The sequence below is a fragment of the Georgenia yuyongxinii genome (assembly GCF_006352065.1).
GTDB classification, from domain to species: domain Bacteria; phylum Actinomycetota; class Actinomycetes; order Actinomycetales; family Actinomycetaceae; genus Georgenia; species Georgenia yuyongxinii.
In genome coordinates, this window is record NZ_CP040915.1 from 90,542 (window position 1) to 116,530 (window position 25,989).

At 71.7% G+C, this 25,989-nt stretch carries 20 protein-coding genes; 15 read left to right on the plus strand and 5 right to left on the minus strand.

What is annotated here, in order from left to right:
• Positions 1-67 precede the first annotated feature (67 nt).
• Together FE374_RS00410 and FE374_RS00415 are read left to right on the plus strand one after the other, a co-directional pair.
• Positions 68-1,519: an NAD(P)/FAD-dependent oxidoreductase gene (locus tag FE374_RS00410; RefSeq protein WP_139926742.1), complete on the plus strand. Its 1,452-nt coding sequence runs from the start codon at positions 68-70 to the stop codon at positions 1,517-1,519.
• Positions 1,520-1,602: 83 nt separating this feature from the next.
• On the plus strand, positions 1,603-3,078 hold the full coding sequence (locus FE374_RS00415; protein WP_139926743.1) for a gamma-aminobutyraldehyde dehydrogenase: 1,476 nt from the start codon (positions 1,603-1,605) through the stop codon (positions 3,076-3,078).
• Between the two features lie 249 nt (positions 3,079-3,327).
• On the opposite strand, the gene FE374_RS00420 is transcribed toward FE374_RS00415, so the two are convergent.
• The gene (locus FE374_RS00420; RefSeq protein ID WP_139926744.1) at positions 3,328-3,795 is read right to left on the minus strand and encodes an Lrp/AsnC family transcriptional regulator; all 468 of its coding nucleotides are present in this window, start codon (positions 3,793-3,795) and stop codon (positions 3,328-3,330) included.
• A 257-nt stretch (positions 3,796-4,052) separates the two neighbouring features.
• Between FE374_RS00420 and FE374_RS00425 the strand changes: the two genes are divergently transcribed.
• From FE374_RS00425 to FE374_RS00445, 5 genes are all read left to right on the plus strand, one after another.
• Positions 4,053-5,273, plus strand: coding sequence for a polyamine ABC transporter substrate-binding protein (locus FE374_RS00425; protein WP_223173598.1), 1,221 nt, complete (start codon positions 4,053-4,055; stop codon positions 5,271-5,273).
• A gap of 2 nt (positions 5,274-5,275) precedes the next feature.
• Positions 5,276-6,451, plus strand: coding sequence for an ABC transporter ATP-binding protein (locus FE374_RS00430; RefSeq protein WP_139931158.1), 1,176 nt, complete (start codon positions 5,276-5,278; stop codon positions 6,449-6,451).
• The gene (locus FE374_RS00435) at positions 6,448-7,356 is read left to right on the plus strand and encodes an ABC transporter permease (RefSeq protein ID WP_139926745.1); all 909 of its coding nucleotides are present in this window, start codon (positions 6,448-6,450) and stop codon (positions 7,354-7,356) included. The genes FE374_RS00430 and FE374_RS00435 overlap by 4 nt, the downstream gene beginning before the upstream one ends.
• On the plus strand, positions 7,356-8,183 hold the full coding sequence (locus FE374_RS00440) for an ABC transporter permease (RefSeq protein WP_139926746.1): 828 nt from the start codon (positions 7,356-7,358) through the stop codon (positions 8,181-8,183). Before FE374_RS00435 ends, FE374_RS00440 begins: the two co-directional genes overlap by 1 nt.
• Positions 8,184-8,309: 126 nt before the next feature.
• Positions 8,310-9,509: a M20 family metallopeptidase gene (locus FE374_RS00445; protein ID WP_139926747.1), complete on the plus strand. Its 1,200-nt coding sequence runs from the start codon at positions 8,310-8,312 to the stop codon at positions 9,507-9,509.
• A gap of 1 nt (position 9,510) precedes the next feature.
• On the opposite strand, the gene FE374_RS00450 is transcribed toward FE374_RS00445, so the two are convergent.
• On the minus strand, positions 9,511-9,792 hold the full coding sequence (locus FE374_RS00450; protein WP_139926748.1) for a helix-turn-helix domain-containing protein: 282 nt from the start codon (positions 9,790-9,792) through the stop codon (positions 9,511-9,513).
• Between the two features lie 728 nt (positions 9,793-10,520).
• Here FE374_RS00450 and FE374_RS00455 point away from each other — a divergent pair.
• The gene (locus FE374_RS00455) at positions 10,521-13,550 is read left to right on the plus strand and encodes a S8 family peptidase (protein WP_139926749.1); all 3,030 of its coding nucleotides are present in this window, start codon (positions 10,521-10,523) and stop codon (positions 13,548-13,550) included.
• Positions 13,551-13,668: 118 nt separating this feature from the next.
• Here FE374_RS00455 and FE374_RS00460 read toward each other — a convergent pair whose 3' ends face one another.
• Positions 13,669-14,322 carry a TetR/AcrR family transcriptional regulator gene (locus FE374_RS00460; RefSeq protein WP_168205521.1) on the minus strand — a complete coding sequence of 218 codons (654 nt, stop codon included), beginning with the start codon at positions 14,320-14,322 and terminating at the stop codon, positions 13,669-13,671.
• A gap of 211 nt (positions 14,323-14,533) precedes the next feature.
• On the opposite strand from FE374_RS00460, the gene FE374_RS00465 reads away from it, so the two are divergent.
• The 7 genes from FE374_RS00465 (at position 14,534) to FE374_RS00495 (ending at position 23,887) form a co-directional block, all read left to right on the plus strand.
• Positions 14,534-16,213 carry an amidohydrolase gene (locus FE374_RS00465; protein ID WP_139926751.1) on the plus strand — a complete coding sequence of 560 codons (1,680 nt, stop codon included), beginning with the start codon at positions 14,534-14,536 and terminating at the stop codon, positions 16,211-16,213.
• Between the two features lie 51 nt (positions 16,214-16,264).
• Positions 16,265-17,437 (plus strand): ABC transporter ATP-binding protein, encoded by a 1,173-nt coding sequence (locus FE374_RS00470; protein ID WP_168205522.1) that lies wholly within the window; start codon positions 16,265-16,267, stop codon positions 17,435-17,437.
• A 101-nt stretch (positions 17,438-17,538) separates the two neighbouring features.
• The gene (locus tag FE374_RS00475) at positions 17,539-18,705 is read left to right on the plus strand and encodes an ABC transporter substrate-binding protein (protein WP_139926752.1); all 1,167 of its coding nucleotides are present in this window, start codon (positions 17,539-17,541) and stop codon (positions 18,703-18,705) included.
• Positions 18,702-19,631 carry an ABC transporter permease gene (locus tag FE374_RS00480; RefSeq protein WP_230978408.1) on the plus strand — a complete coding sequence of 310 codons (930 nt, stop codon included), beginning with the start codon at positions 18,702-18,704 and terminating at the stop codon, positions 19,629-19,631. The genes FE374_RS00475 and FE374_RS00480 overlap by 4 nt, the downstream gene beginning before the upstream one ends.
• Positions 19,631-20,497: an ABC transporter permease gene (locus tag FE374_RS00485; protein ID WP_139926753.1), complete on the plus strand. Its 867-nt coding sequence runs from the start codon at positions 19,631-19,633 to the stop codon at positions 20,495-20,497. The genes FE374_RS00480 and FE374_RS00485 overlap by 1 nt, the downstream gene beginning before the upstream one ends.
• Positions 20,498-20,610: 113 nt before the next feature.
• A complete protein-coding gene (locus FE374_RS00490; RefSeq protein ID WP_139926754.1) occupies positions 20,611-22,077 on the plus strand; it encodes an aldehyde dehydrogenase family protein in 1,467 nt (488 codons plus the stop codon).
• A 241-nt stretch (positions 22,078-22,318) separates the two neighbouring features.
• Positions 22,319-23,887 carry an MFS transporter gene (locus FE374_RS00495; RefSeq protein WP_139926755.1) on the plus strand — a complete coding sequence of 523 codons (1,569 nt, stop codon included), beginning with the start codon at positions 22,319-22,321 and terminating at the stop codon, positions 23,885-23,887.
• Between the two features lie 250 nt (positions 23,888-24,137).
• On the opposite strand, the gene FE374_RS00500 is transcribed toward FE374_RS00495, so the two are convergent.
• Both FE374_RS00500 and ppk2 read right to left on the minus strand, forming a co-directional pair.
• Positions 24,138-25,001, minus strand: a complete 864-nt coding sequence (locus FE374_RS00500) for a 5'-3' exonuclease (protein ID WP_139926756.1) — start codon at positions 24,999-25,001, stop codon at positions 24,138-24,140.
• Between the two features lie 78 nt (positions 25,002-25,079).
• Positions 25,080-25,928 carry a polyphosphate kinase 2 gene (ppk2, locus tag FE374_RS00505; protein ID WP_179957364.1) on the minus strand — a complete coding sequence of 283 codons (849 nt, stop codon included), beginning with the start codon at positions 25,926-25,928 and terminating at the stop codon, positions 25,080-25,082.
• Between the last annotated feature and the right edge of the window lie 61 nt (positions 25,929-25,989).

Consider the following 25,989-nt stretch of genomic DNA (forward strand, 5'->3'; position numbering starts at 1 on the left):
ACACACCCGCGACGGCGCCGGTCCGCATGGCCCACGCCGTCGGCAGCGCACGCGACGGAGCCACCGCATGACCGCCACCACCGCCTACGACCGCGCCGAGGCAGCGGTGCCCGCCGCCGAGATCCGGGCGGCTCTCGCCGGGGCCGCACCACGCCCGTTCTGGCTCGACGACCCCGCCCGCCCGGTCGCCGGCCCCGGCCTCACCGGGGACGTGACCACCGACCTCGCCGTCGTCGGGGGTGGGTTCGCGGGGCTGTGGACGGCGCTGCTGGCCAAGGAGCGTGAGCCGGACCGGCGCGTGGTCGTGCTCGAGGCCCGGCGGATCGGGTGGGCCGCGTCGGGGCGCAACGGCGGCTTCTGTGAGGCCAGCCTGACCCACGGCGACGCCAACGGCGCTACGCACGTGCCGGACGAGCTGGACCGGCTGCGTGAGCTCGGGCAGGAGAACCTCGCCGAGCTCGCCGAGACGATCGCCCGGTACGGCATCGACTGCGACTTCGAGTGGACCGGCGTCCTCAACGTGGCCACCGAGGAGCACCAGGTCGAGTGGCTCGCCGAGGACGCCGCCCGGTCCTCCGGCACGGCGCACGACCCCGCCGGACCCCACTACCTCGACCAGGACGCCGTCCGCGCCGAGGTCGCCTCACCGCTCTACCGGGCGGGGCTGTGGGACAAGTCCGGCACCGTCATGCTGCACCCCGCCAAGCTCGCGTGGGGGCTCGCCCGCGTGTGCCGTGAGCTCGGCGTGGAGATCTACGAGAACACCCCGGTGCGCGCCGTGGACAGCGCCCGGGACCACGTGGCGCTGCGCGCCGACCGCGGCATGGTGACCGCGCGGCGGGTGGCCCTGGCCACCAACGCCTTCCCCTCCCTGTTGCGCCGCACCCGCTGGCACACCGTCCCGGTCTACGACTACGCGATCGTCACCGAGCCGCTGACCCCGGAGCAGCTCGACGCGATCGGCTGGCGCCACCGCCAGGGCCTGGCCGACCTCAACAACCGCTTCCACTACTACCGGCTCACCGCCGACAACCGGATCCTCTTCGGCGGCTACGACGCGGTCTACCACTACGGCCGCGCGCTGCGCCCCGGCCACGACCAGAACGAGGAGACCTTCTCCCGCCTGGTCGCCCACCTCTGCGCCACCTTCCCGCAGCTGCACGGCATCAAGATCACCCACAAGTGGGGCGGCGCCATCGACACCTGCACCCGCTTCTTCGCCTTCTTCGCCACCGCGCACCGCGGCCGGGTGGCCTACACGGCGGGCTTCACCGGCCTCGGCGTGGGCGCCACCCGGTTCGCGGCCAACGTGCTGCTCGACCTGCTGGCCGGCACCCGCACAGAACGCACCGCGCTGCGGATGGTCCGCCGTCGCCCCCTGCCCTTCCCGCCCGAACCGATCGCCTGGCTGGGCATCAAGCTCACCACCGCCGCACTCGTCCGGGCCGACCGCCGCCAGGGCCGCCGCGGGCCGTGGCTCAAGCTCATGGACGCCCTCAAGCTCGGCTTCGACTCCTGACCGCCGCACGGTGCCCGACGGCGGCACCCACCCGATCCCCGACGGCGCACCGCGCCACGTCCCATCCCGAACCCGGAGGCACCATGCACCAGTACATCGACGGCGAATACCGCGACGGTCACGGCGAGACCGGTCGACGCATCGACCCGACCACCGGCGAGGTCGCCGAGACGATCCGGTACGCCGACCCCACGGACGTCGACGCCGCCGTCGACGCCGCGAAGCGGGCGTTCCCCGCCTGGTCCGCGCTGAGCCCGGCCGAGCGGGCCGACGCCATGCTGCGCCTGGCCACCGAGCTCGACCGGCGCAGCGGCGAGCTCGCCGCCCTCGAGACCGCCCAGACCGGCAAGAGCCTGCGCATGTCGACCGAGTTCGACGTGCCCGGCACCATCGACAACACCGCGTTCTTCGCCGGAGCCGCCCGCCAGCTGCAGGGCCTGGCCGCCGGGGAGTACGCCGGCCGGGCGACGTCGATGATCCGCCGCGAGCCGATCGGCGTCGTCGGCTCGATCTCGCCGTGGAACTATCCGCTGCAGATGGCCGGGTGGAAGATCCTGCCTGCCATCGCCGCCGGCAACACCATCGTGCTCAAGCCCTCCGAGCTCACCCCCGGCACCAGCCTGATCTTCGCCGAGGCCGCCACCGCCGCCGGCCTGCCCGCCGGCGTCGTCAACATCGTCACCGGCACCGGGCAGGTCGCCGGCGAGCACCTGGTTCGCCACCCCGACGTCGCCATGACCTCCTTCACCGGCTCCACCGCGGTCGGGCGCCGGATCATGGAGATGGCCAGCGCGACCGCCAAGCGGGTCCACCTCGAGCTCGGCGGCAAGGCCCCGTTCGTGGTGTTCGACGACGCCGACCTCGAGGCGGCCGCCCGCGGCGCCGTCGGCGGGTCGATCATCAACGGCGGCCAGGACTGCACGGCCGCCACCCGCGCGTACGTGCACCACTCCCTGTTCACCGCGTTCACCGAGCGGGTCGCCGAGCTCATGGAGCAGGTGGTCGTCGGCACCCCCACCGACGAGGCCACCGACCTGGGCAGCCTCATCACCCACGCCCACCGCGACAAGGTGGCCGGCTTCGTCGACCGGGCCCGTGCCGCGGGCGCCCGGGTGCTCACCGGCGGGGAGGCGCCCAACGGCACGCTCGGGGCCGGGGCGTTCTACCGGCCCACCCTCGTGGTCGATGCCGCCCAGGACTCGGAGATCGTCCAGCAGGAGGTGTTCGGCCCCGTGCTCGTGGCGCTGCCCTTCGACACCGACGACGAGGCGATCGCGCTGGCCAACGACACCCCGTACGGGCTGGCCGCCTCCGCGTGGACGAACGACCTGAACCGGTCCCTGCGGGCGAGCGAGGAGATCCAGGCCGGGTGCGTGTGGATCAACGACCACATCACCATCACCTCGGAGATGCCGCACGGCGGATACAAGGCGTCTGGGTTTGGCAAGGACATGTCGCCGTACTCGCTGGAGGAGTACACGAACGTCAAGCACGTCCTGGCCAGCCGCGAGCCCGGCCCCGGCCGCCCGTGGCACGACACGGTGTTCCGCGTGCGCTGACCCGCTCGCCCCGGGGGGTGGTGGTGGTGGTGGTGGTGGCGGCGAGATGTCATCTGCTCCGCGACAAGTCATCGCTTCGCGCGATGAGCGCGATGAGCACGGCGCTTCGCGGGCAGGCTGGTAGTACTTCGTTCAGGGATAGCCTGAGGAAAGTACTACCAGCCCGCGGCGAACTTCGGCGGCATGCACGGATGACTCCCGGAGAAGATGCATCTCGCGGGGGGAACGACGCGGGCGAAGGAGGGGCGGCTAGTGGGCGCCCCAGGTGTAGATCTGCTTCTGCAGCTTCAAGTACACGAGCGTCTCCGTCGTCCGCACGCCCGCCAGGCCTCGGATGCGGGTTGAGGTGATCTCGAGCAGCTGGTCGTCGTCCTCGGCGACCACCTCGGCGAGGATGTCGAACGAGCCGGCGGTGATGACCACGTAGTCCACCTCGGGCATCGCGGCGAGCGCCTCGGCCACGGGCTGGATCGGCCCGTCGACCCGCACGCCGACCATGGCCTGGCGGCCCATGCCCACCTGCACCGGGTCGGTCACGGCGACGATCTGCATCACGCCGGCGTCGAGCAGCCGCTGCACCCTCTGACGGACTGCTGCCTCGGAGAGCCCGACGGCGCGGCCGATGGTGGCGTAGGAGCGTCGCCCGTCCTCCTGGAGCTGGGCCACGATCGTCTTGGAGACGTCGTCGAGGCCGTTGCGCGGCCGTGGCTTCGTCATCCGGACATAGTGACAGTGACCTTGGTCGGTTGCGATCGGATTCCGTTGTGAAACAAGAAAGTTACAACGGATCCTTGCGTGACCGGGGGCACCTCATGCCAAGATCAGCAGCACTGACCCGATAAGGGGGACAAGGTCGTCGTTCCGAGGGAGGTGGTAGGAGCAGTGACGCCCCGTACCGCCGTGGCGCGCCTCCACCGCGCCGTCCCGGGCCACGTCCCCGTACCGCCGTGCTCGACCCCCTCCGAAGGACGCTGATGGCCACCAACTCTCGATCCCTGGTTCCCGTGCGGCGCACCCTCGCGGTGCCGTCGTCCGTCTCCCGGCGCATGTTCCTGCGGACGGCGGGCGCCGGTGGCCTCGCGCTGGGCACGGCTGCACTGCTCGCGGCCTGCGGCACCCCGGCCCGGCAGGGCGCTCAGCCCGGCGCGGCCGCGGAGGACCTCTCCGACACCGAGAAGCTCCTGAACTTCTCCAACTGGCCCCTCTACATCGACTACGACGATGCGGAGGAGGGCCGCCCGAGCCTCGAGGCCTTCGAGGACGCCACCGGCATCACGGTGACGTACACCGAGGAGATCAACGACAACGCCGAGTTCTTCGGCAAGGTCCAGAACCAGCTCTCTAACGGGCAGGCGACCGGCCGCGACGTCGTCATCCTCACCGACTGGATGGCCGCCCGCCTGGTCGGCCTCGGCTGGCTGCAAGAGCTCGACAAGGCCAACCTGCCCAACGTCGAGGCGAACCTGCTGGACAACCTGCGCTCGCCGTCGTGGGACACCGACCGCAGCTACTCCGTGCCCTGGCAGTCCGGCATGACCGGCATCGCCTACAACGCCGCCGCGATCGGCGAGATCCGCAGCATGGAGGAGATGCTCACCAAGCCCGAGCTCAAGGGCCGGGTCACCTTCCTGTCCGAGATGCAGGACGCCATGGGCCTCATCCTGCTCAACATGGGCAAGAAGCCCGGCGACTTCACCGACGCGGACTTCGAGGCGGCGATCGAGCGGCTGCAGGGCGCGGTCGACGCCGGCCAGATCCGGTCCTTCACCGGCAACGACTACGCCCAGGACCTGGTCCAGGGCAACATCGTCGCCGCGATGGCCTGGTCCGGCGACGTCATCCAGCTGCAGTTCGAGAACCCGGACATCAAGTTCATCGCCCCCGAGGAGGGGCTGATGCTGTGGTCGGACAACATGCTCGTGCCCACCGGCGCCGCCCACAAGAAGAACGCCGAGGCGCTGATGAACCACTACTACGACCCGGCGGTCGCCGCCCAGGTCGCGGCGTGGGTGAACTACATCAGCCCGGTCGCCGGCGCCCGCGAGGAGATGGAGAAGATCGACCCCGCGCTCGCGGAGAACCCGTTGATCTTCCCCGACGAGGACTTCCTCGCCCAGACCAACCTCTTCAAGGGCATGACCGAAGAGGAAGAGCGCAAGTACAACGAGCTGTTCCAGCAGGTCATCGGGGCGTGATGATGGCGCGACAGAGCAGGCAGGAGCGGGCCGGCCGCCTCGAGGGCGACCTGCAGATCCGCGACGTGACCAAGACGTTCGGTGCGCACACCGCCGTCGACGACCTCACGGTCACCATCCCCGAGGGCTCGTTCTTCGCCTTGCTGGGACCCTCCGGGTGCGGCAAGACCACCACGCTGCGCATGGTCGCCGGACTCGAGGAGCCGACGGCGGGGGAGATCTGGCTCGGCCGGCAGGACGTCACCCGGCTCAAGCCCTACCGGCGGCCGATCAACACGGCCTTCCAGAACTACGCCCTCTTCCCACACCTTGACATCTTCGAGAACATCGCGTTCGGCCTGCGCCGGCGCGGGATCAAGAACGTCCGGGCGCAGGTCGAGGACATGCTGGGGCTCGTCGAGCTGGCCGGGTACGGCGACCGCCGCCCGTCCGAGCTCTCCGGCGGCCAGCAGCAGCGCGTGGCACTGGCCCGGGCTCTGATCAACCAGCCCAAGGTGCTGCTCCTGGACGAGCCGCTCGGTGCGCTGGACCTCAAGCTGCGCCGTCAGATGCAGATCGAGCTCAAGCGCATCCAGACCGAGGTGGGCCTGACCTTCCTCCACGTCACCCACGACCAGGAGGAGGCCATGACCATGGCCGACACCATCGCGGTGATGAACAACGGCCGGATCGAGCAGATGGGCTCCCCGGCCGAGCTGTACGACCGGCCGGCCACGACGTTCGTGGCCAACTTCCTGGGCCAGTGCAACCTGCTGCGCGCGACGGCGGCGCCCGCCGGCGACGACGTCGCGCTCACCGTCGAGGGCCGTCGCTGGGCGGTCCCCGCCGCGCGCAGCTCTGCGGCCGGCACCGACGTCTGGGTCGGGGTCCGGCCCGAGAAGCTGCGCCTGACCGCCGCCTCCGCCGTCGGGCCCGGCATCCCCGCCGGCGCGAACGCCGTCGAGGGCGTCGTGACCGACACCAGCTACGTCGGCGTGAGCACCCAGTACCTCGTGAAGGTGCCGTGGGGGCAGGAGCTGGTGGTGTTCGAGCAGAACGTCGGCGTCGAGGGGCCGGTCGAGCCGGGCACCGACGTCGTCGTGCACTTCGACGGCGGGCACGGGTTCGTCCTGGACGCCGCGGGCGACGGCGTGCGCGGAGGTGCGCCGGCCGAGGCGACGGTCGGGGCGCTGACGTGAGCGCGCTCGCCGGACTGACCCTCGAGACCCAGCAGGGCGGCGCCCCCGCGCCGGCTCGCAAGGGCCGACGGCGGACCGCCTACCTGCTCCTGCTGCCGGGCGCCCTGTGGCTGCTGCTGTTCTTCGTGGTGCCGCTGGTCCAGCTGGCCGCCACGAGTCTGTACGACCCGTCCGGGTCGCTGTCCACCGGCTACCAGATGGCGTTCGCGTTCGAGAACTACGTCAACGCGGTCACGGCGTATGCCCCGCACCTGCTGCGCTCGTTCCTCTACGCCGGCATCGCCACAGCCTTGGCGTTCCTGCTGGGCTACCCGCTGGCCTACGCGATGGCCTTCCGGGCCGGCCGGTGGAAGAACCTCATGCTGCTGCTGGTGGTCGCACCGTTCTTCACCTCGTTCCTCGTCCGCACCCTCGCGTGGAAGTCGATCCTCGCGGACAACGGCCCGGTCGTGGGGATCCTCCAGGCCGTGGGTCTCATCGCGCCGGACGGGCGCCTGCTGGCCACCTCCGTCGCGGTCGTCACCGGCCTCACCTACAACTTCCTGCCGTTCATGGTGTTGCCGATCTACGCCAGCCTGGAGAAGCTCGACCCCAAGCTCGTGGAGGCCGCCGGCGACCTGTACGCCAGCCCGGCGACGGCGTTCCGCAAGGTCACGCTGCCGCTGTCGATGACCGGGGTGGTGGCCGGGACGCTGATGACGTTCATCCCGGCGGCGGGTGACTACGTCAACGCCGAGCTCCTCGGCACGCCGAACCAGTACATGATCGGCAACGTCATCAACAGCTCGTTCCTGGTGACCTTGAACTTCCCGCTGGCGGCCTCGTTGTCGTTCGTGCTGATGGCGATCATCCTGCTGTTCGTGCTGCTGTATGTCCGCCGCGTGGGCACGAAGGAGCTGGTGTGATGGCCACCCCCCAGACCGCACCGCGGACCTCGTACCGGGCGCGGCGCTGGCTCGGGCGCAACCTCGTCTCCGTGGTCGCCGCGCTGGTGCTCGCGTACATGCTGCTGCCGAACGTCGTCGTGGCGATGCTGTCCTTCAACAAGCCCGCCAGCCGGCTGAGCTACGACTTCAACGAGTTCACCTGGGACAACTGGCTCAACCCGTGCGCGGCGGGCGACATGTGCGCGGCGCTGGGCACCAGCTTCCGTATCTCCCTGGTGGTGACGGTCGTCGCCACGCTGCTCGGCACGCTTATGGCGTTCGCCATGGTGCGGCACCGTTACCGCGGCCAGTCGGCCACGAACGTGCTGATCTACCTGCCGATGGCCACGCCCGAGGTGGTGATGGGCTCCTCGCTGCTCACCCTGTTCGTCGCGGCCGGCACCCAGCTCGGCCCGGTCACGGTCGCGATCGCCCACATCATGTTCTGCCTGTCGTTCGTGGTGGTGACCGTAAAGGCGCGCTTGGCCGGGCTCGACCCGCGCCTGGAGCAGGCGGCGATGGACCTGTACGCGAACGAGTGGGAGACGTTCCGCCGGATCACGCTCCCCCTGGTGGCGCCGGGCATCGCCGCGGCGGCGATGCTCAGCTTCGCGCTGTCCTTCGACGACTTCGTCATCACGAACTTCAACTCCGGGACCACGGTGACCTTCCCGATGTTCGTGTGGGGCAGCGCCCAGCGCGGCGTGCCGCCCCAGGTCAACGTGGTGGGCACGGCGATGTTCGTCATCGCCGTCGCCGTGCTCGTCCTGTCCCAGCTGCGAGGGCGGCGCGCCCCTCGCCGCTGAGCAATCCCAGACTCGACGCCCGGCGCGCCCCCCTTCCGCGCCGGGCGTCGTTCCTCTCCCTCACACCGACAACCCCAGCCCGCGTGTGACGTCGCCTGCCGTCCCGCGCCGAGGCACAATCAGCCGATGGGGACCGCCACGCGCAGTGTCGCGCAAACCGCCCGCGAGCAGGCCGCCGCGCACCTGCCCGCGATCGTCCGCGACATCACGGCACTGGTCGAGACCGAGACCTCCAGCTACGACCCCGCGGCGCTGCGCACCGGGTCCTTCCACGTCGCCACCCTCGCCGGCCGGCTCTGCGGGCCGCCGGCTCGCGAGCACCGGCACCCCGGCGGCGAGTACGGCGACATGCTCACGCTCACCTGGCCCGGCACCGCGCCCGGCCGGGTCCTGATACTCGCCCACTACGACACGGTGTGGCCCACCGGCACCCTCGCTACCTGGCCGGTCACCGCCAGCCGCGACGCCGACGGCCGCGAGGTGCTCACCGGCCCCGGCATCTTCGACATGAAGGCCGGCCTGGTGCAGAGCCTGTGGGCGCTCCGGCTGCTCCAGCAGTCCGGCGCAGCCACCCCCACCGTGACCCTCTTCCTCAACGGCGACGAGGAGCTCGGCTCCCCGGTGTCCCGCCCGCTCATCGAGGAGCTCGCCGTCCTGGCCGACGCCGTCCTCGTCGCCGAGCCGTCCGCCGGCGGCGCCGTGAAGACCGGCCGCAAGGGCGTGGGGTTCTTCCGCGTCGACGTCGTCGGCATCGAGGCCCACGCGGGGCTCGACCCAGAGGCCGGCGCCAGCGCTATCCATGCGATCGCCGAGGTGATCACCCAGGTCACCCGCATCTCGGACCTCAGCAAGGGCACGTCCATCAACGTCGGCCTGGTCGACGGCGGATCGGGAGCCAACGTCGCCGCCGGGCGCGCGACGGCGGTGGTGGACATCCGCGTGCAGGACCCCGCCGAGCAGGAACGGGTGGATCGCGCCTTCGACGCCGTCACGGTCAGCGACCCGCGCGTCAAGGTCACCATCGGTCACCACTGGAACCGCCCGCCCATGTTCCCCAACGAGGCGTCGGCGCCGCTGGTGGGCGTGCTGCGCGAGGTCGCCCACGAGCTCGGGTACGAGCTCCAGGAGGCGTTCGTCGGTGGTGCCAGCGACGCGAACTTCGTCGCAGGGCTGGGCCGGCCGGTGGTGTGCGGTCTCGGTGCGGTCGGCGCCGGTCCGCACGCCCGCACCGAGTTCATCTACGCCGACGCCATCCCCACGCAGGTCGCGCTCACCGCGGGCGCGCTCGGCCGCCTCGCCCATGGCCTGCCGCTACTGACGGCCTGAGTCACCACCCCCATCGTGGCCGCGGGGGCCGGCCCTCGACCAGCTCACCTGGGTGGATGCCCATGTACTCCGCGAGGATCCCGATCTCGGTGACCGTCCAGGGCACCTGGTCGTGCCAGCGGGCGGACACCGACGCGCGTGACCGGCCGATCATCTCGGCAAGGTCCTGCTGACTGAGGTCCCGGCGCGCTGCCTCGAGGCGGATGTTGCCCGAGACGACGGCGGCGAGCCCGCGCACACGCAGGTCGGGCAGGTCGAGCTCGTCCTCGTCATCGGCGGTCATGGGGCGCTCCTTTCCCACAGCGAAAGGGTTCCGCTTCGAGGTCCTGCCAGGTCTTCCGACACGGCTTCGGCCAAGCGAACCTCCGGTCAGATTGTCGGTTCGAGCCGGCTGGGTCCAGCGGCCGGGTACGAAACTGTGGACCCGCTCGTCGGGAGTACGCAGGCGCCTGATCGGCGAGGGCCTCTTCTGGCGCGGCGGGGTCTCGTCTGGCGCGGCGGCGCCTCGTCTGGCACGGCGGCGCCTCGTCTGGCACGGCGGCGCGCCTCGTCTGGCGCGGCGGCGCCTCGTCTGGCACGGCGGCGCCTCGTCTGGCACGGCGGCGCGCCTCGTCTGGCGCGGCGGCGCCGGACCACCTCCGACGACGTCGTCACCGACGACGTCAGGTGCGCGCGTGGCTGCCCGGCGGAGAAGCTGACCGCAGTGCGGCGGGGCCTAAGCGAGGTCGGGAATGCTGACAGGGCCCGGCGGCGAAACCCGCGCTACCAGCGGCGACCGCTCTACACCGAAAGTGGGCCACCTGCGCCACCTGCGCCACCTGCGGCACCAGCCACGACCGCACGGCGGGGATACGAACACCGCGGAGCAGTGTTACTTCCTGCCATGGCCGGTTTCGCCTACCGGGCGTGCCGGCAAAGTCGCCTACGACCGCGGGCTCGCCCGATGGAATTCGCTCACGCGCACTGTCGCGCGTGGCTTGTCCACCGAAAAGGCCCGAGGAGAACGCGTCCATGACGATCCATCCCTGGTCGAGGCTGCGCAGACGCGGGCTCGCCGCCGCGGCCGCCGTCGGCGTCGCCATCGCCACCCTGCCCGCGGCGGCCACGGCCACCGCCGCTCCGAACGGCCCCAGCTCGCCGCGCTCCCCGGCAGCTTCCCCCGTGGCGCCTGCCGAGCCGGCCATCACCACCGAGTTCCTGGCCGAGGGTGAGGCGCCTGCCTACAAGGCGGGCCGCTACGTCGTCGTCATGCGCGACGAGCCCGTCATCGCCTACGAGGGTGGCGTTGCCGGGATCACGGCCACGAAGCCCGCGGAAGGCGAGAAGTTCGAACCGGACACCGCGGCCGCGAACAGCTACCGCGGGCACCTCAAGGCGCGGCAGAACCGCGCCGCCCGCGCCGCGGCGGCGAGCCCGGTCTACACCTACACGGAGGCCGTCAGCGGCTTCGCGGCGGAGCTGAGCGCCGAGCAGGCGGAGCAGCTCGCGAAGGACCCGACCGTCCTGTCCGTCACGCCCGACGTCCTGCGCCAGCCGGACACCGCCGACTCGCCCGACGTCCTCGGCCTCACCGGGCGAAAGGGTGTCTGGGACCAGCTGGGCGGCACCAAGGACCTGCGCAAGGGCGCCGGCTCCGGCGTCATCGTCGGCGTCCTGGACTCCGGCATCCGTCCCGAGCACCCCTCCTTCGCCGACAAGGGCATGCCCAAGCCGAAGGGCTGGCGCGGTACGTGTGACACCGGCGCCGCCCCACGCTCCACCTTCCGGTGCAGCAACAAGCTCGTCGGCGCCCGGTACTTCGTCCAGGGCTTCGGCGCCGAGGGCCTGGCCACCTACGAGAGCCTGTCCCCGCTGGACGTCGACGGCCACGGCACGCACACCGCCAGCACCGCCGCCGGGAACCACGGCGTGACAGCCACGATCGACGGCGCCTCGCGCGGCGTCATCTCTGGCATGGCCCCGGCCGCGCACGTGGCCGCCTACAAGGTCTGCTGGGACGACAACGCCGGCGGTGGCGGCTGCGCCAACAGCGACATCGTCGCCGCCATCGACCGAGCGGTGGCCGATGGCGTCGACGTCATCAACTTCTCGATCTCCGGCACGTCAAGCAACTACCTGGACCCGACCGAGCTGGCGTTCATGTACGCCGCGGACGGCGGCGTCTTCGTCGCGGCGTCCTCCGGCAACACCGGCCCGGCGCCGTCGACCACGAACCACCCGTCCCCGTGGCTGACCACGGTGGCGGCATCGACCCACACCGTCATCGAAGGCACCCTCGTCACCGGCGACGGCGCTCGGTACATCGGCGTCTCCAACAGCGGCACCCTCCAGACTCCCGCGCCCATGGTGCTCTCCGACTCGATCCCCGCCGCCGGCGCGGACACCCAGTCAGCGGCCCTGTGCCTGCCCGGCAGCCTGGACGCGGCCGCCGCCGCGGGCGCCGTCGTCGTCTGCGACCGCGGGGTCAACCCCCGGGTCGAGAAGAGCCAGACCGTCAAGGACGCCGGCGGCGTCGCCATGGTGCTGGTCAACCCGACCCCGAGCTCGCTGGACCCCGACGCCCACGTGCTGCCGACCATCCACCTGCAGAACACCGCCCGTGACGCCGTCCGCGCCTACGTGGCCGGCAACGACGCCCCGACCGGGCGAATCCTCGGCACCAACGAGGGCTCGACGACGCAGGTGCCCGAGGTCGCGGCGTTCTCCTCCCGTGGCCCCTCGCTGGGCGCCGGCGGGGACCTGCTCAAGCCCGACATCTCCGCGCCCGGCGTGGGAGTGCTCGCGGCGTACAGCCCCGTCAAGGGCGGCCGCAGCTTCGACTACGCCTCCGGCACGTCGATGTCCGCCCCGCACGTCGCCGGCCTTGCCGCACTCATCAAGCAGGAGCACCGGCGCTGGTCGCCGGCGGCGGTGAAGTCCGCGATGATGACCACCGCCCGCGACCACGCCAGCACGGCGAGCAACGACCCGTTCGCCTCCGGTGCGGGGTTCGTCGAGCCGCGGAAGTTCCTCGACCCCGGCCTCGTGTACGACGCGGGCCAGTCGGACTGGTGGGACTTCCTGGCCGGCCAGGGCGTCACCTACGCCGACGGCAGCCCGGTCTCGACCAACCCCATCGACGCCTCCGACCTGAACCTGGCCTCCGTCGCCATCGGTGACCTGGTCGGTGAGCAGACCGTCACCCGGACGATCACCAACGTATCCGGCCGTCCAGCGGTCTTCCGCGCGTCGGTCGACGGGCTGGACGGCGTGGACGTCACGGTGACGCCCACCCAGGTTCGCCTCACCCCGGGCCGTTCGGCCGACGTGACCATCACATTCACGGCGGCGGGTGCGCCGCTCGGTGCGTACGCCACCGGTCACCTCACCTGGACCAGCGACCGCGGGCACGTCGCCCGCAGCCCGCTGGCGGTCCGGCCGCTGCCGCTTTCCGCCCCGGCGCAGGTCACCGTCCCGGTCGACGCGACGGGTGTGGAGATCCCCGTGGTCCCCGGCTTCACGGGCACACTGGGCACCAAGGTGACCGGCCTCGTCCCCGGGGACGTCACCGCGGCCACCGCCCAGAACGCCGGCGGCGGCGCGTTCGTGGTGGGCGACCCGCGCAACCACACCCAGGACTTCACGGTCACCGGCACCAAGCTGGTGCGCATCGAACTGAAGTCGGCCAACCCCACCGGGGACGACCTCGACCTGTACGTCACGCGGCGAGGCAGCAACCAGGTCATCGCCGCCGCCACCACGCCGGCCGCGAACGAGGTGATCTACATCGGCGGCTGGCCGGCCGGCGAGTACACCATTCACGTGCAGGCCTGGTCGGTCGCCGACGCCGCACCCATGGCGAGCTTCGACGTGCGGGTCTTCCAGCCCGACGGCGACGCCGGCACGCTCGTCCTCGACCCGGCCGCGCTGCCGGTCACCGCGGGCACCCCGGTCACCCTCACCGGCGCCCTGCGCACCGACGCGGCGACGCCATATTTCGGCCGCGTCGAGCTCACCGACGGCTCGCGCGTGATCGGCCAGACGGCGGTCTCGGTCGGGTGACCGGCCTGCCAGCAGGGCACTGAGGGCCCGGGGACCGGCACAGGCACCACCTGCGCCGGTCCCCGGGGCACCGCTGCGTCCACGGCGGGACGCGCTCAGCCGTGCGCCACGGACGCGCTCAGCCGTGCGCCCGGGCGGCGACCTCGATGTTCGTCAGCACGGCGTCGACGACAGTCGCGAAGACGTCCCGCTCCTCCACGCGGGCCAGCTCCTCGGAGTGCGCCCGGGTGGCCGGGAACTGGTTGCGGGGAAGCGCACCGTAGACGCGCGACCACGCGGCGTCATCCTTCTCGGCGAGGGCGGTGGGCAGCCCGTGGACGGTGGCCCGGAGCCCCGAGAGCGCCAGCATGGCGTCGACGAAGGCGCGGTAGTGCAACACGGTGAGGTCCGGGGGCAGGCCGACCGCCTGAAGCGTCGCGATCACCATCTCCACCCACCGGCGCTCGCCCGGGCCGCCGGTGATGCGGGCGAACCCGAGCGCCGTGACAGTGGGGAACTCCTCCGCGACGGCGTAGAACGCGTGGGCGGCTGCCCGCAGACGCGCTCGCCAGTCGAGGTCGGTCGCGTCGGCCGCGAACCTCTCGAACGCGATGTCGAGCACCTTGTCCATGCACGCGAGGACCAGCTCGTCCTTGTCGCGGAAGTGCCGGTAGAACGCCGTGGGATCCGCGCCCAGCTCCTTGCCGATCCGCCGCAGGGTGAGGGCCTGCGAGCCCTCGCGCCGGGCCAGCTCCAGGGCGCAGTCCACGATGGCCTCGGCGCTGAGGGCCACGGTTTTCCCGCCCGCTGTGCCCACCGGATCGACCCCCGTCGCTCGTTGTCAGTGGCGCTCAGGATCCTCATCCGCAACGCCGATGTCAACAGCGTTGACATCGGCGTTGATCTGCGGTTCTATCTGGCCCAATCGAGACGTAGGTCACGTCCCGACGCCGGGCAGGGTCGCCCGAGCGGGACAGGCGAGGACGCACTGGAAGGGGTGAGACGTGGCAGCAGACTGGGTCTTCACGTCAGGACGGATCTTCGACGGGCACCGCGTGCACCCGGCGGCGACCGCGGTGGCCGTCAGCGGGAACCGGATCATCGCCGTCGGCACGGACGCCGAGGTCCGGGCCCAGGCCGGCCCTGCCGCCGAGCACGTCGATCTCGCCGGCCGGCTCCTCACCCCCGGCTTCACCGACGCCCACCTCCACGCCGGCCAGGGCGGCATCGAACGCCTCGGCTGCGACCTCACGGCGGTCACGGGCGGCGCCGACGCGGTGGTCGCCCACGTGCGCGACTACGCCCGGTCCACCGACGCGGAGTGGATCAGCGGCGGCGGCTGGTCCATGAGCGACTTCCCGGGAGGCAACCCCACCGCGGACCTCCTGGACGCCGTCGTCCCCGACCGGCCGGTGTTCCTCATCAACCGCGACCACCACGGCGCCTGGGTGAACTCCGCGGCCCTGCGCCGCGCCGGGATCACCGCCGCCACCCCGGACCCGGCGGACGGGCGCCTCGAGCGCGACGCCCACGGTGAGCCGACCGGCACCCTGCACGAGGGTGCGATGGACCTGGTGGCGGCGCTGATGCCGGTCGAGACGGCCGAGCAGCAGCGGGCCGGGCTGCTCGAGGCGCAGCGGTACCTGCACGCCCACGGCGTCACCGGGTGGCAGGAGGCGATCGTCGGTGACTACGCCGGCCACCTCGACATCAGCCCCGCCTACCGCGAGCTGGTCCGCGAGGGCCTGCTCACCGGGCGGGCCACCGGGGCCCTGTGGGTGCCCCGCACGACCACACTGGCAAGCGTCGGCGAGCTGGTGGCCGACCTCGCCGAGCGTCGCCGCGTCAACGGCGCCGGCGGCTTCCCCACGGTCAGCGCGAAGATCATGATCGACGGCGTCGCCGAGAACCGCACCGCCGCGATGCTCGAGCCCTACCTGTGCCCCTGCGGCGGGACCGAGCGGCCCGCGGACGGCGGCCTGGGTCTGACGTACCTCGGCTACGAGGTGCTCCTGGAGGTCGCAGCCGCGCTCGATGCCGCCGCCTTCGACCTGCACATGCACGCTATCGGCGACCGTGCCGTCCGATACGGCCTCGACGCCGTCGAGCAGCTACGGGCCCGCGGCGGCGGGGACACCGGCCGGCACCACATGGCGCACGTCCAGATCGTCCACCCGGCCGACGTCGCCCGCTTCGGCGCGCTCGGGGTCACCGTCAACGCCCAGGCGCTGTGGGCCGCCAACGAGGACCAGATGACCGAGCTGACGGTGCCGCTGATCGGCGAGGAGCGCACCGGCCACCAATACCCCTTCGCCGCGATGTGCGCGGCCGGGGCGCGGCTGGCCATGGGCTCGGACTGGCCGGTCTCCAGCCCGGACCCCTGGCAGGCCATCCACGTGGCCGTCACCCGCCGGCCCCCTGGCGAGCCGGACCGCGAGCCGCTGCTCGAGGACCAGGCGCTGACCCTGCAGGCGTCGCTGGCCGCCTACACCTCCCGCTCGGCCTGGCTCAACCGGCAGGAGGAGGCCGGGAGCATCGTGCCCGGCCGGCTGGCCGACCTCGTGGTGCTGAGCACCGACCCGTTCGGGCTCGCCCCCGAGGACCTGCACACCGTCGGCACCGACCTCACGCTCGTCGGCGGCCGTGCGGTGCACGCCACCGACCGGCAGGGCGCGTTCGCCTGAGCCGTCCTGCCAAGGACCTGAGCCTGACCGAGGAACGGAGTGATCCACCGGATGAACATCCTGGAGAAGCAGTCGGCGCCCGCCCGGGGTCGTGCGCGCCCGACCGACCGCAACGGCGCGGTCGCGCTGCGTTCGCTGAGCAAGACCTTCGACGGCAAGCACGCGGTCAAAGACCTCGATCTGGACGTCCAGCCGGGTGAGTTCGTCAGCCTGCTCGGGCCCAGCGGGTGCGGCAAGACCACCACCTTGCGCCTCATCGCCGGGTTCGAGTACCCCGACACCGGCACCATCGAGGTGTCCGGGCTGCGGGTCCAGGACCTGCCGGCGCACCGGCGCCCGGTCAACACCGTGTTCCAGTCCTACGCGCTGTTCCCGCACATGAGCGTGGCCGACAACGTAGCGTACGGTCCCAAGCTCAAGGGCGTGCCTCGCGCGGAGATCCGCACGCGCGTGGCCGACGCGCTCGACCTGGTCCGCATGGGCGAGTACGCCGCCCGCAAGCCCGGCCAGCTCTCCGGCGGGCAGCAGCAGCGCGTGGCCCTGGCCCGGGCACTGGTCAACCGGCCCGCCGTCCTCCTCCTCGACGAGCCCATGTCCGCCCTGGACCGCAAGCTCCGCGAGGAGATGCAGGTCGACCTCAAGATCATGCAGCGCGACCTGGCGATGACCTTCATCTTCGTCACCCACGACCAGTCCGAGGCGCTCACCCTGAGCGACCGCATCGCCGTCATGAACGCCGGCACGATCGACCAGATCGGCCGCCCGGCCGACGTCTACGACGCCCCGGCCACCGCCTTCGTCGCCGGGTTCATAGGCCAGCAGAACTTCTTCACCGGCACCGTGCAGGCCGCCGGCGCCGAGACCGTCGTCGCCGCGGGCGAGGTCACGTTCCGGACGTCGCGGCCGGCCGCCGGCGTCGAGGGCGGGAACGGTGTCGAGCCCGACGCGGCGAGGGGGGACGACGCCGAGCCCGGCGCCGAGGTCACGGTGGCGGTGCGTCCCCACGACGTCGTCGTCGAGCCCGTGCAGAGCCCGGGCCCGAACCAGGTCCGCGGCGTCGTGCGGGCCGTGTCCGAGATCGAGCACGACGTCCACTACATCGTCGAGACCGCCTCCGGGCGGGTCCTCGCCCGCACCCGCCGCGGCACCGAACCACCGCTGGCGACCGGGGCAGAGGTCACCTGCTCCTGGCCCGCGCACGCCGTCCACCTCTTCACCGCCTGACGCCCGCCCACCTTCGCCACCTCACGCCGTCCAGCACGTCCCGGTCCCACCACCTCCAGCCCCCTCCCCGGCAGCCCGCCACCCGAATCAAGGAGCAGCAGATGTCCTCACACGAACCGATCAAGGCGCTGATCCCCCGCGAGATGCTCGGCCGGGGCATGGGCCGCCGCGCCTTCCTCGGCGGGGCCGGCGCCCTCGGCCTGACCGCCTTCCTCGCCGCCTGCTCGGGCAACAGCTCCGCCGGCAGCAACAGCGGGGGCGGGGCCGGCTCGAAGACGCTCAACATGTACTCCTGGGCGGGCTACAACGACCCGGCCGTGATCGAGGACTTCACCGCGCGCTCGGGCATCTCGATCACGGTGGACAGCTACGGCTCCAACCCCGAGCTCGCGGCCAAGCTCAACGCCGCCCGCGGCACGAGCGGCTACGACATCTGCGTGCCGACCCACTCCTACGTCAAGCAGCTCGCCGAGCAGGGGCTCATCCAGGAGCTCGACCACAGCCGGCTGCCCAACCTCGCCAACCTCGACCCCGGCGTGAGCGACACGACCTTCGACCCGGGCAGCAAGTACAGCGTCTGCAAGGCCTGGGGCTCCACCGGCTTCGTGTACGACACCACGGTCATCCAGCGTGAGCTGACCTCCTGGGCGGACTTCCTCGACGCCGCCCAGAACGAGGCCTCCGGCAGCGTCTCGATCATGGAGGACCAGAAGGAGTGCATGTTCATCTACATGTTCGCCAACGGGCTGCCGCCGAACACCACGGACGAGGCGCACCTCGAGGCGTACCGGGAGTACTTCCTGTCTAACGTCGCCCCGCACGTCCAGGCCTTCGCCTCCGCGACGAACGCCTCCGTGGCCAACAACGAGCGGGCGCTGATCCACTGCTGGAACGGTGACGCCCGCCTGGGCATCATGAGCAACGCCGACCCCGAGCGGTACAAGTGGGTGTGGCCCTCCGAGGGCGCGAACATCTGGCAGGACAACTACTCCATCGTCGAGGGCGCCCAGAACCTCGACGCCGCCTACGAGTTCATCAACGACCAGCTCGACCCGGAGGTCTCCCTCAAGGAGCTGTCCTACCTCGGGTACAACACCGGAGTCGCCGGCGTCGAGGACGCCGCGATCGGGGCCGGGGTGGAGCGTCCCGAGATGATCTTCATCGACGCGGAGCGGATGAAGAAGCTGAAGTACAGCGAGATCACCGAGGTGGACCAGTTCATCATCTCCACGTTCGACGAGATCAGGGCCGCAGCGGGCCAGGCATGACGAGCGTTCGACTCGACGGCGGGCGGCGGCGCCGGGGCGGGATGGCGAAGGCCGGTCTCGGCGCCGTGCCGCTGACCGCCTGGCTGGTGCTGTTCTTCCTGGTGCCGTCCGCCGTCGTCCTGTACTACAGCTTCGGGTACAAGCCCGACGTGTTCTCCACCCACGCCACCGACGTGCTGTCCCTGGACCGGTACGCGGAGGCGATCACCCCGGCGTTCCTCGCGATCTTCCAGCGCACGGTGCGCATCGCCGCGGTGGGCACGCTCGTGTGCGTCCTCGTCGCGTTCCCCGTCGCGTACTGGATGGCCGTGAAGCTGCCCGCCCGGTGGCGCGGGGTGGTGCTGGCCATGGTGCTCGTGCCCTATTGGACGAACTTCCTCATCCGCACCATCGGCTGGCAGATCGCGCTGAGCCCGGAGGGGTTCCTCTCCAAGTTCCTCGCGGGTGCCGGGCTGCTCACCGGGCCGCTGGAGATCCTGTACACGCCGACGGCGGTGCAGATCGGCGTCGTCTACAACTACCTGCCGCTGATGATCCTGCCGCTGTACGTCACGCTCGAACGACTGGACCCCAAGCTGCTCGAGGCCAGCCGGGACCTGGGCGCGTCCGCGTGGCGGACCTTCACCCGCGTGACGCTCCCGCTCAGCGTGCCCGGCCTCGCCGCCGGCAGCCTCCTGGTGTTCGTGCCGCTCATGGGTGACTACGTCACGCCCAGCGTGCTCGGCGGCGCCAGCGGCTCCATGGTCGGGCAGATGGTCGCCGGCCAGTTCCAGGCCGCACAGAACTGGCCGCTCGGCGCGGCGATGGCGGTGCTGCTGATCCTTGCCATCCTCGGCCTGATCATCCTCGTCGCGCTCGTGGCCCGGGTCGCCGTCGGCGTCGCGAAGAACCTGTCCACCATCTCCCTGACACCCCGGGAGGCCTGATGGCCCGCGTGGCCCGACGCCCGAAGAACCTCGACGCCCTCCTGCACGTATGGGGCGTGCTGGGCCTGCTCTTCCTGTTCTTCCCGATCGTCGTCATCGTCGTGTACTCGTTCAACACCGGACGCACGCTCGCGGCGTGGGAGGGGTTCGGACTCTCCGCCTTCACCTCGGCGCTGAGCAACCCGAACATCCTTGCCGCCGTGCGGGTCTCGCTGGTGGTCTCGGTCGCGGTCGCCGTCCTGGCCACGGTGCTGGGCACGTTCGCCGGCATGGCCCTGTCCCGCAGCCGGGGCCGCTGGCGGCCGGGCTTCCTGGCGCTGCTGGCCCTGGTCATGGTGACCCCGGAGATCGTCAGCGCGATCTCGCTGCTGCCGTGGTTCGTCACCCTCGGCATCGACCTGGGCATCCCGATCTTCAGCTCCGGCGCGGTCCGGCTGGTGATCGCCACCTCGCTGTTCTCCACCGCGGTCGTCACCTTCATCGTCCGGGCCCGCATGGACGGCATGGGCACCTCCCTGGAGGAGGCCGCCGCCGACCTCTACGCGCCGCCGTGGCGCCGGTTCGTCGACGTGACCCTGCCGATGATCCGGCCGGCCGTGATCTCCGGGGCGCTGCTGAGCTTCACGTTCAGCCTGGACAACACGGTCGTGGCATCCTTCGTGTCCGTCGCCGGCGCGACGCCGTGGCCGGTGTACGTCTTCTCCGCCGTGCGGCAGGGCCTGCGGCCGGAGGTCGCGGCGATGTCCACCGTGCTGCTCGGGGTGACGCTGCTGGCGCTGCTGCTCGTGGTGCTGGTGCTGCGCAAGGACCCCGCCGCCTCGGGCGGGGGCGGCGCGTCGAGGCTTGCGGCGACGATCGCCGGCTGAGCCTCCCGCCCCGCGCCGTCGACCTGATTCCGGCATCATGGAAGGACGACACGAACGGCGGCCCCGCGGCCCGCGCCGTGGCCACCGCCGACGATGACGAGCGGAGACGTGACGTGGCTACGGTGGCGGCGCAGACGAATGTGTGGGCGGGAAAGCTGTTCTCGGACGGCTGGTCGGCCGGCGGCGGTGAGCCGATCGAGGTCCGCGCACCGGCCACCGGGGAGCTGCTCGTGTCGGTGGCCTCCGCGACGGCGGCCGACCTGAATCGTGCGGTGGCCAGCGCCCGGACGGCACAGCCCCAGTGGGCCGCGCTGACCTATGACCAGCGGGTGGCGGTGATGCTGCGGGCGGCGCAGCTGCTGGGGGAGGACCCCGACCGGCTGGGCCACTGGCTGGTGAACGAAGCCGGGTCAGGGCAGGGCAAGGCGGCCTTCGAGGTCGGGCTGGTGACCACGGAGCTGCAGGAGGCCGCGGCGCTCGCGTCCCACCCGTACGGGGAGATCCTGCGTTCGTCGAAGCCGCGGCTCTCGGTGGCCCGCCGGGTGCCGGTGGGGGTGGTCGGGGTGATCTCCCCGTTCAACTTCCCCGGGATCCTCTCGATGCGCTCGGTGGCCCCGGCGCTCGCGCTGGGCAACGCAGTGATCCTCAAGCCCGACCCGCGCACGTCCATCTCCGGCGGGCTGGCGCTGGCGGAGCTGCTCGACGAGGCGGGCCTGCCCGAGGGGGTGCTGCACGTGCTGCCCGGCGGTAAGGAGCTGGGGGCGGCGATCGTGTCCCACCCGGGCATCCCGTGCCTCTCCTTCACCGGCTCGACGGCGGCGGGCCGGAAGGTCGGGGCGGCGGCCGGGCCTCTGCTGAAGAAGGTCCACCTCGAGCTGGGTGGGAACAACGCGCTCCTGGTGCTGCCCGACGCCGACGTCGAGGCCGCCGCCTCGGCCGGGGCATGGGGGTCGTTCCTACACCAAGGTCAGGTGTGCATGACCACGGGCCGCCACCTGGTCCACTCCTCCATGGCGCAGGAGTACGTGGCCGCGTTGGCGGAGAAGGCCCGGAACATCCCGGTCGGCGACCCCGCGGACCCGGCCAACGCGCTGGGGCCGATCATCGACGCCCACCAGCGCGACCGGATCCACTCCCTGGTGACCTCCTCGGTGGAGGCCGGAGCGAAGGTCCACGCCGGCGGGGAGTACGACGACCTGTTCTACAAGCCGACCGTCATCACCGACCTCACCGCCGAGTCGCCGGCGTGGAAGGAGGAGATCTTCGGGCCGGTCGCCCCGGTGATGACGTACGACACGGTCGAGGAGGCCATCGAGATCATCAACGCCTCCGAGTACGGGCTGACCGTCGGGATCCTGACGGCGAACGCGTACAAGGCGTTCGAGCTGGCCGAGCGGATCGAGTCCGGCGCGGTGCACATCAACGACCAGACCGTCGACGACGAGGCCTCGATCCCGTTCGGCGGTGTCAAGGCCTCCGGGGTGGGGGGCCGGTTCGGTGGGCCGACCGCGAACCTGGACACCTTCACGGAGACACAGTGGATCACCATGCAGGCCGAGATCGAGCGCTACCCGTTCTGACCGTGCGCGGCCGTGCGCGGCGTCGAGCTGGCGCCGCCGCGGTATCGGCTGAGGCGGGTCGGTCCGGCGGAATCATCCGACGCGAGTGATGCCCCCGGCCGCTGGCACCGCGACGCTGGGCGCGTGCCGCGGCGGCGGACGACACGGCGCCCGCCGCGGCGGATCGGTTCACAGGTGAGGAGGGCTGATCGATGTCGATCACAAAGTCTGCCCTGCGCAGCGCCGCCTGGACCTTGGTCTGATGGCAGGCGTCAGCCCGACGACGGTCGACCGTGCCGCCGGCACTGGGGTGCTCCTGGCGGCCTGCGTGTCGGCGCTCGTGGTGAATGCGAACACCTCCGCCGTCACGATCCTGCTGCCCGCGATCAGCGCGGACACCGGCGCGCCGCTGTCGACACTGCAGTGGGCGGTGACCGGCTACATGCTCGTCGGCGCCGCGGTGATCGTCACGGCCGGCGCGCTCGGCGACGTGCTCGGCCGGCGTCGGGTCTTCATCGCGGGCCTTCTCCTGTTCGTGGCGTCCTGCGTGCTGATCGCCCTGTCGACCGGCGGTGCCGGGGTGATCGCCGGCCGGATGATCCAGGGCGCAGCCGGCTCCACCATCCTCGCGTGCGGCATGAGCCTGCTCTCGGTCGCCGCGTCGGGCGCCGGCCAGATGCGGGCCATCACGCTGTGGGGCGCCGCGTCGGCGATCGGCGCGGCCGTCGGCCCTCTCGTCGGCGGCGTGCTCGTGGACGCGACCGGCTGGCAGGGGCTGTTCTGGATCGACGCGGCGATCGCTGCCGCCTGCGTCCCGCTCACCCTGGCGACCGTCGAGGAGTCGCGAGACCCGGATCGTCCGCGGTCGATCGACGTGCTGGGAACAGTGCTCGTGGCCGTCGCGCTGGTCCCGCTCGTGCTCGCCCTCAGCAAGGGCAGCGACTGGGGCTGGATCTCGGTGCCGACCCTCTCCTGCCTGGCGATCGCGGTCCTGGGCGGGGTGGGGTTCGTGGCCGTCGAGCGGCGGGCCAGCGCACCGCTCGTCGATCTGCGCCTGCTGCGGAACCGGGTGCTGATCGGCTCGACGATCGCGATCCTGATCGTCGCAGGTGCGATCAATGCGCTGATGTACCTGCTCAGCCTCTACTTCCAGGATCCGGCGGCGTTCGGCATGAGCGCGCTGGAGGCGGGCCTGGCCACCCTTCCTGCGGCAGCGGCGATGATCGCCGTCACACCGCTGATCACGCCGCTGGCCCTGCGGATCGGTTCCCGCCGGGCGGTGGGTCTCGGATTTGCCCTTGCCGCAGTCGCCGCCGCGGCCCTGGTGTTCGTCACGGCCAGCTGGACCTATGCCGGCTTCGTGCTCCCGTTGATCGGGATCGCGGTCGGTCTGGGATTCGCCAACGGCCCCGCGTCGTCGGCATCCACCGCGGCCGTCTCGCCGGACGAGGTCGGGCAGGCCTCCGGCATCTCCAACATGGCGCGGTACGTGGGTGGGTCGCTGGCGGTCGCTGCCGCCGCGACCATCTCCACCGCGGTGACCGACACCCATCTCGCCGCCGGCGACTCTCCGGCCGACGCCCTCGCGGCCGGCCTCTCCCGCGCGTCGCTGCTCCTGGCCATCATGTCGGCCCTCGGCGTCGCGCTCGCGGTGCTGATGGGCCGGTACCGCGTCGACAAGCCGGGTGCCGTTCATCGGTCCGCGGCCGCGGCCGGGATCAGCCACACCATCCCGACGCAGCCGGTGCCGGTCTCAGGGACGCGCACCCACGCGTCGCGGGTCGCCGAGGCGGATCCGCCACCGGACACGACGCCCGGCTCGGTTGGTTAGGCGCCGGCCGGACTGGGGCCGGCGGTGGCGGGCGTGGTCTTGGCCGTCCGCGCCCAGAACGGTCTGTGGACCGCAATAGGTGAGGGGGCGGTTGCCCTTCTGGTCCTGTGCTTCTTCATCCTCGGCCGTGCCGGCGGGGTACCGATGTGGCTCTCGTTCCCGATCGGGCAGCGCGGACCGACGATCTCCGACGGCGACCCGGCCCGCCGGGCCCGCCAGCGGCGCCGGGGGAGCGCGGCGGAGGACTGAGCTAGCCTAGCCGCGCCTCCGCCAGCCGCTGGGCCCGCTCGAGCAGGCGCGGCGCGTCCAGTGAAGCGGCCACCTCGGCCGCCGCCGCGCCAGGCCCCGACCACAACCAGCTGTCGACGGCGCCGACCTCGGCGTCGGTCCGTGCCGTCGCGATGTCGCGGAAGAGCAGGGCCAGGTCCCAGTCCTCCCGCAGCGTCGCGTTCAGCTTCGCGGCCGAGCGCACGCCGGCGTCCCAGGTGGCGGGGTCGGTGGGGATGTCCTCCAGGTGGCCCCACCGGTCGAGGACGGCGCCGGCGGACTTCGCGCCCCAGCCGGGCAGGCCGGGGAACCCGTCGGCGCTGTCGCCCACGAGGGCGAGCAGATCGGGCACCGAGGCGGGTGGCACACCGAGGCGGGCACGGACGCCGTCGGCGTCGAACCACTTGTCCTGCCGGCGGTCCCACTGCCAGACCTTGCCCCCCACGCACTGGCCGAGGTCCTTGTCGGGCGTGGCGATGACCACCCGCTCCACCCGCTCGTCGGCGGCGGCGACGGCGGCCCCGGCCGCCAGGGCGTCGTCCGCCTCCTGCTCCACCATGGGCCACACGGTGAACCCGAACGCGACGAGCGCGTCCTCGACCACCGGGAACTGGGCCTTGAGCTGGGGGTCGACGCCGGAGCCGTCCTTGTAGGTGGCCCACATGTCGTTTCGGAAGGACTCGATCACGTGGTCGGTGGCAACGGCGACGTGCGTGGCACCCTGCTCGAGCAGCGCCAGGCACGAGGAGACCACGCCGCGGGTGGCGCCGCGCTCCGCGTCCTTGTTCGCCGGGGAGAAGTGCTGGCGGAAGAGCTCGTAGGTGCCGTCGATCAGGTGGATCTGCATGCGCCGAGCGTGTCACACGCCCCGGCACGCCGGCCCCGCCCGGCCGCGACATGTTCCCTGCTCCGGGAGGGGTTTTGGTCAGCCGGTGTGGGACGGGTCCTCCACGAGCGAGGACGCCCAGTCGGGCACGTACTTCGAGACCTCGATCGGCGGGCGCTGGTAGCCGGTACCCGCCGGTCGCTCGGGCAGCTCGACCTTGTCGCGGTCCTCGATCTCCCGGTAGGGCAGGGAGTCGAGCAGATGGTGGATCATGTTCAGCCGCGCCTGCTTCTTGGAGTCCGAGGCCACGTGGTGCCAGGGCGCGATCTGGGTGTCGGTGTGCACCATCATCTCGTCCTTGGCCCGGGAGAAGTCCTCCCACCGGGTGATCGACTGCAGGTCGATCGGGGAGAGCTTCCACTGGCGCAGCGGGTCGTGCAGCCGCTTGCGGAACCGCTCCAGCTGGACGTCGTCGGAGACGGAGAACCAGTACTTGCGCAGCAGGACGCCGTCCTCGATCAGCATCTGCTCGAAGATCGGGCACTGCCGCAGGAACCGTTTGTGCTCCTCCGGCGTGCAGTACCCCATCACCTTCTCGACGCCCGCGCGGTTGTACCAGGAGCGGTCGAACAGCACCATCTCCCCGGCGGCGGGGAGGTGCTGGACGTAGCGCTGGAAGTACCACTGTCCTTTCTCACGCTCGGTCGGCGCCGGAAGGGCGGCGATGCGGGCCACTCGTGGGGAGAGGTACTCGGTGATCCGCTTGATCGTCCCGCCCTTGCCGGCCGCGTCGCGGCCCTCGAACACCACGACCACGCGTGCGCCGGTCTCCTTGACCCACACCTGCAGCTTTCCGAGCTCGCCCTGCAGCCGGTACAGCTCGGCGTTGTAGATCTTGTTCGGGATCTTCGTGGTGCGGAACCGGGAGGCCTCGGACAGCCCTTGCATCTCGCCGTCCGGGCCGTTGGCACGCTTCTTCGCGGCAGCCATGGCAACCAGGCTAGTGCCC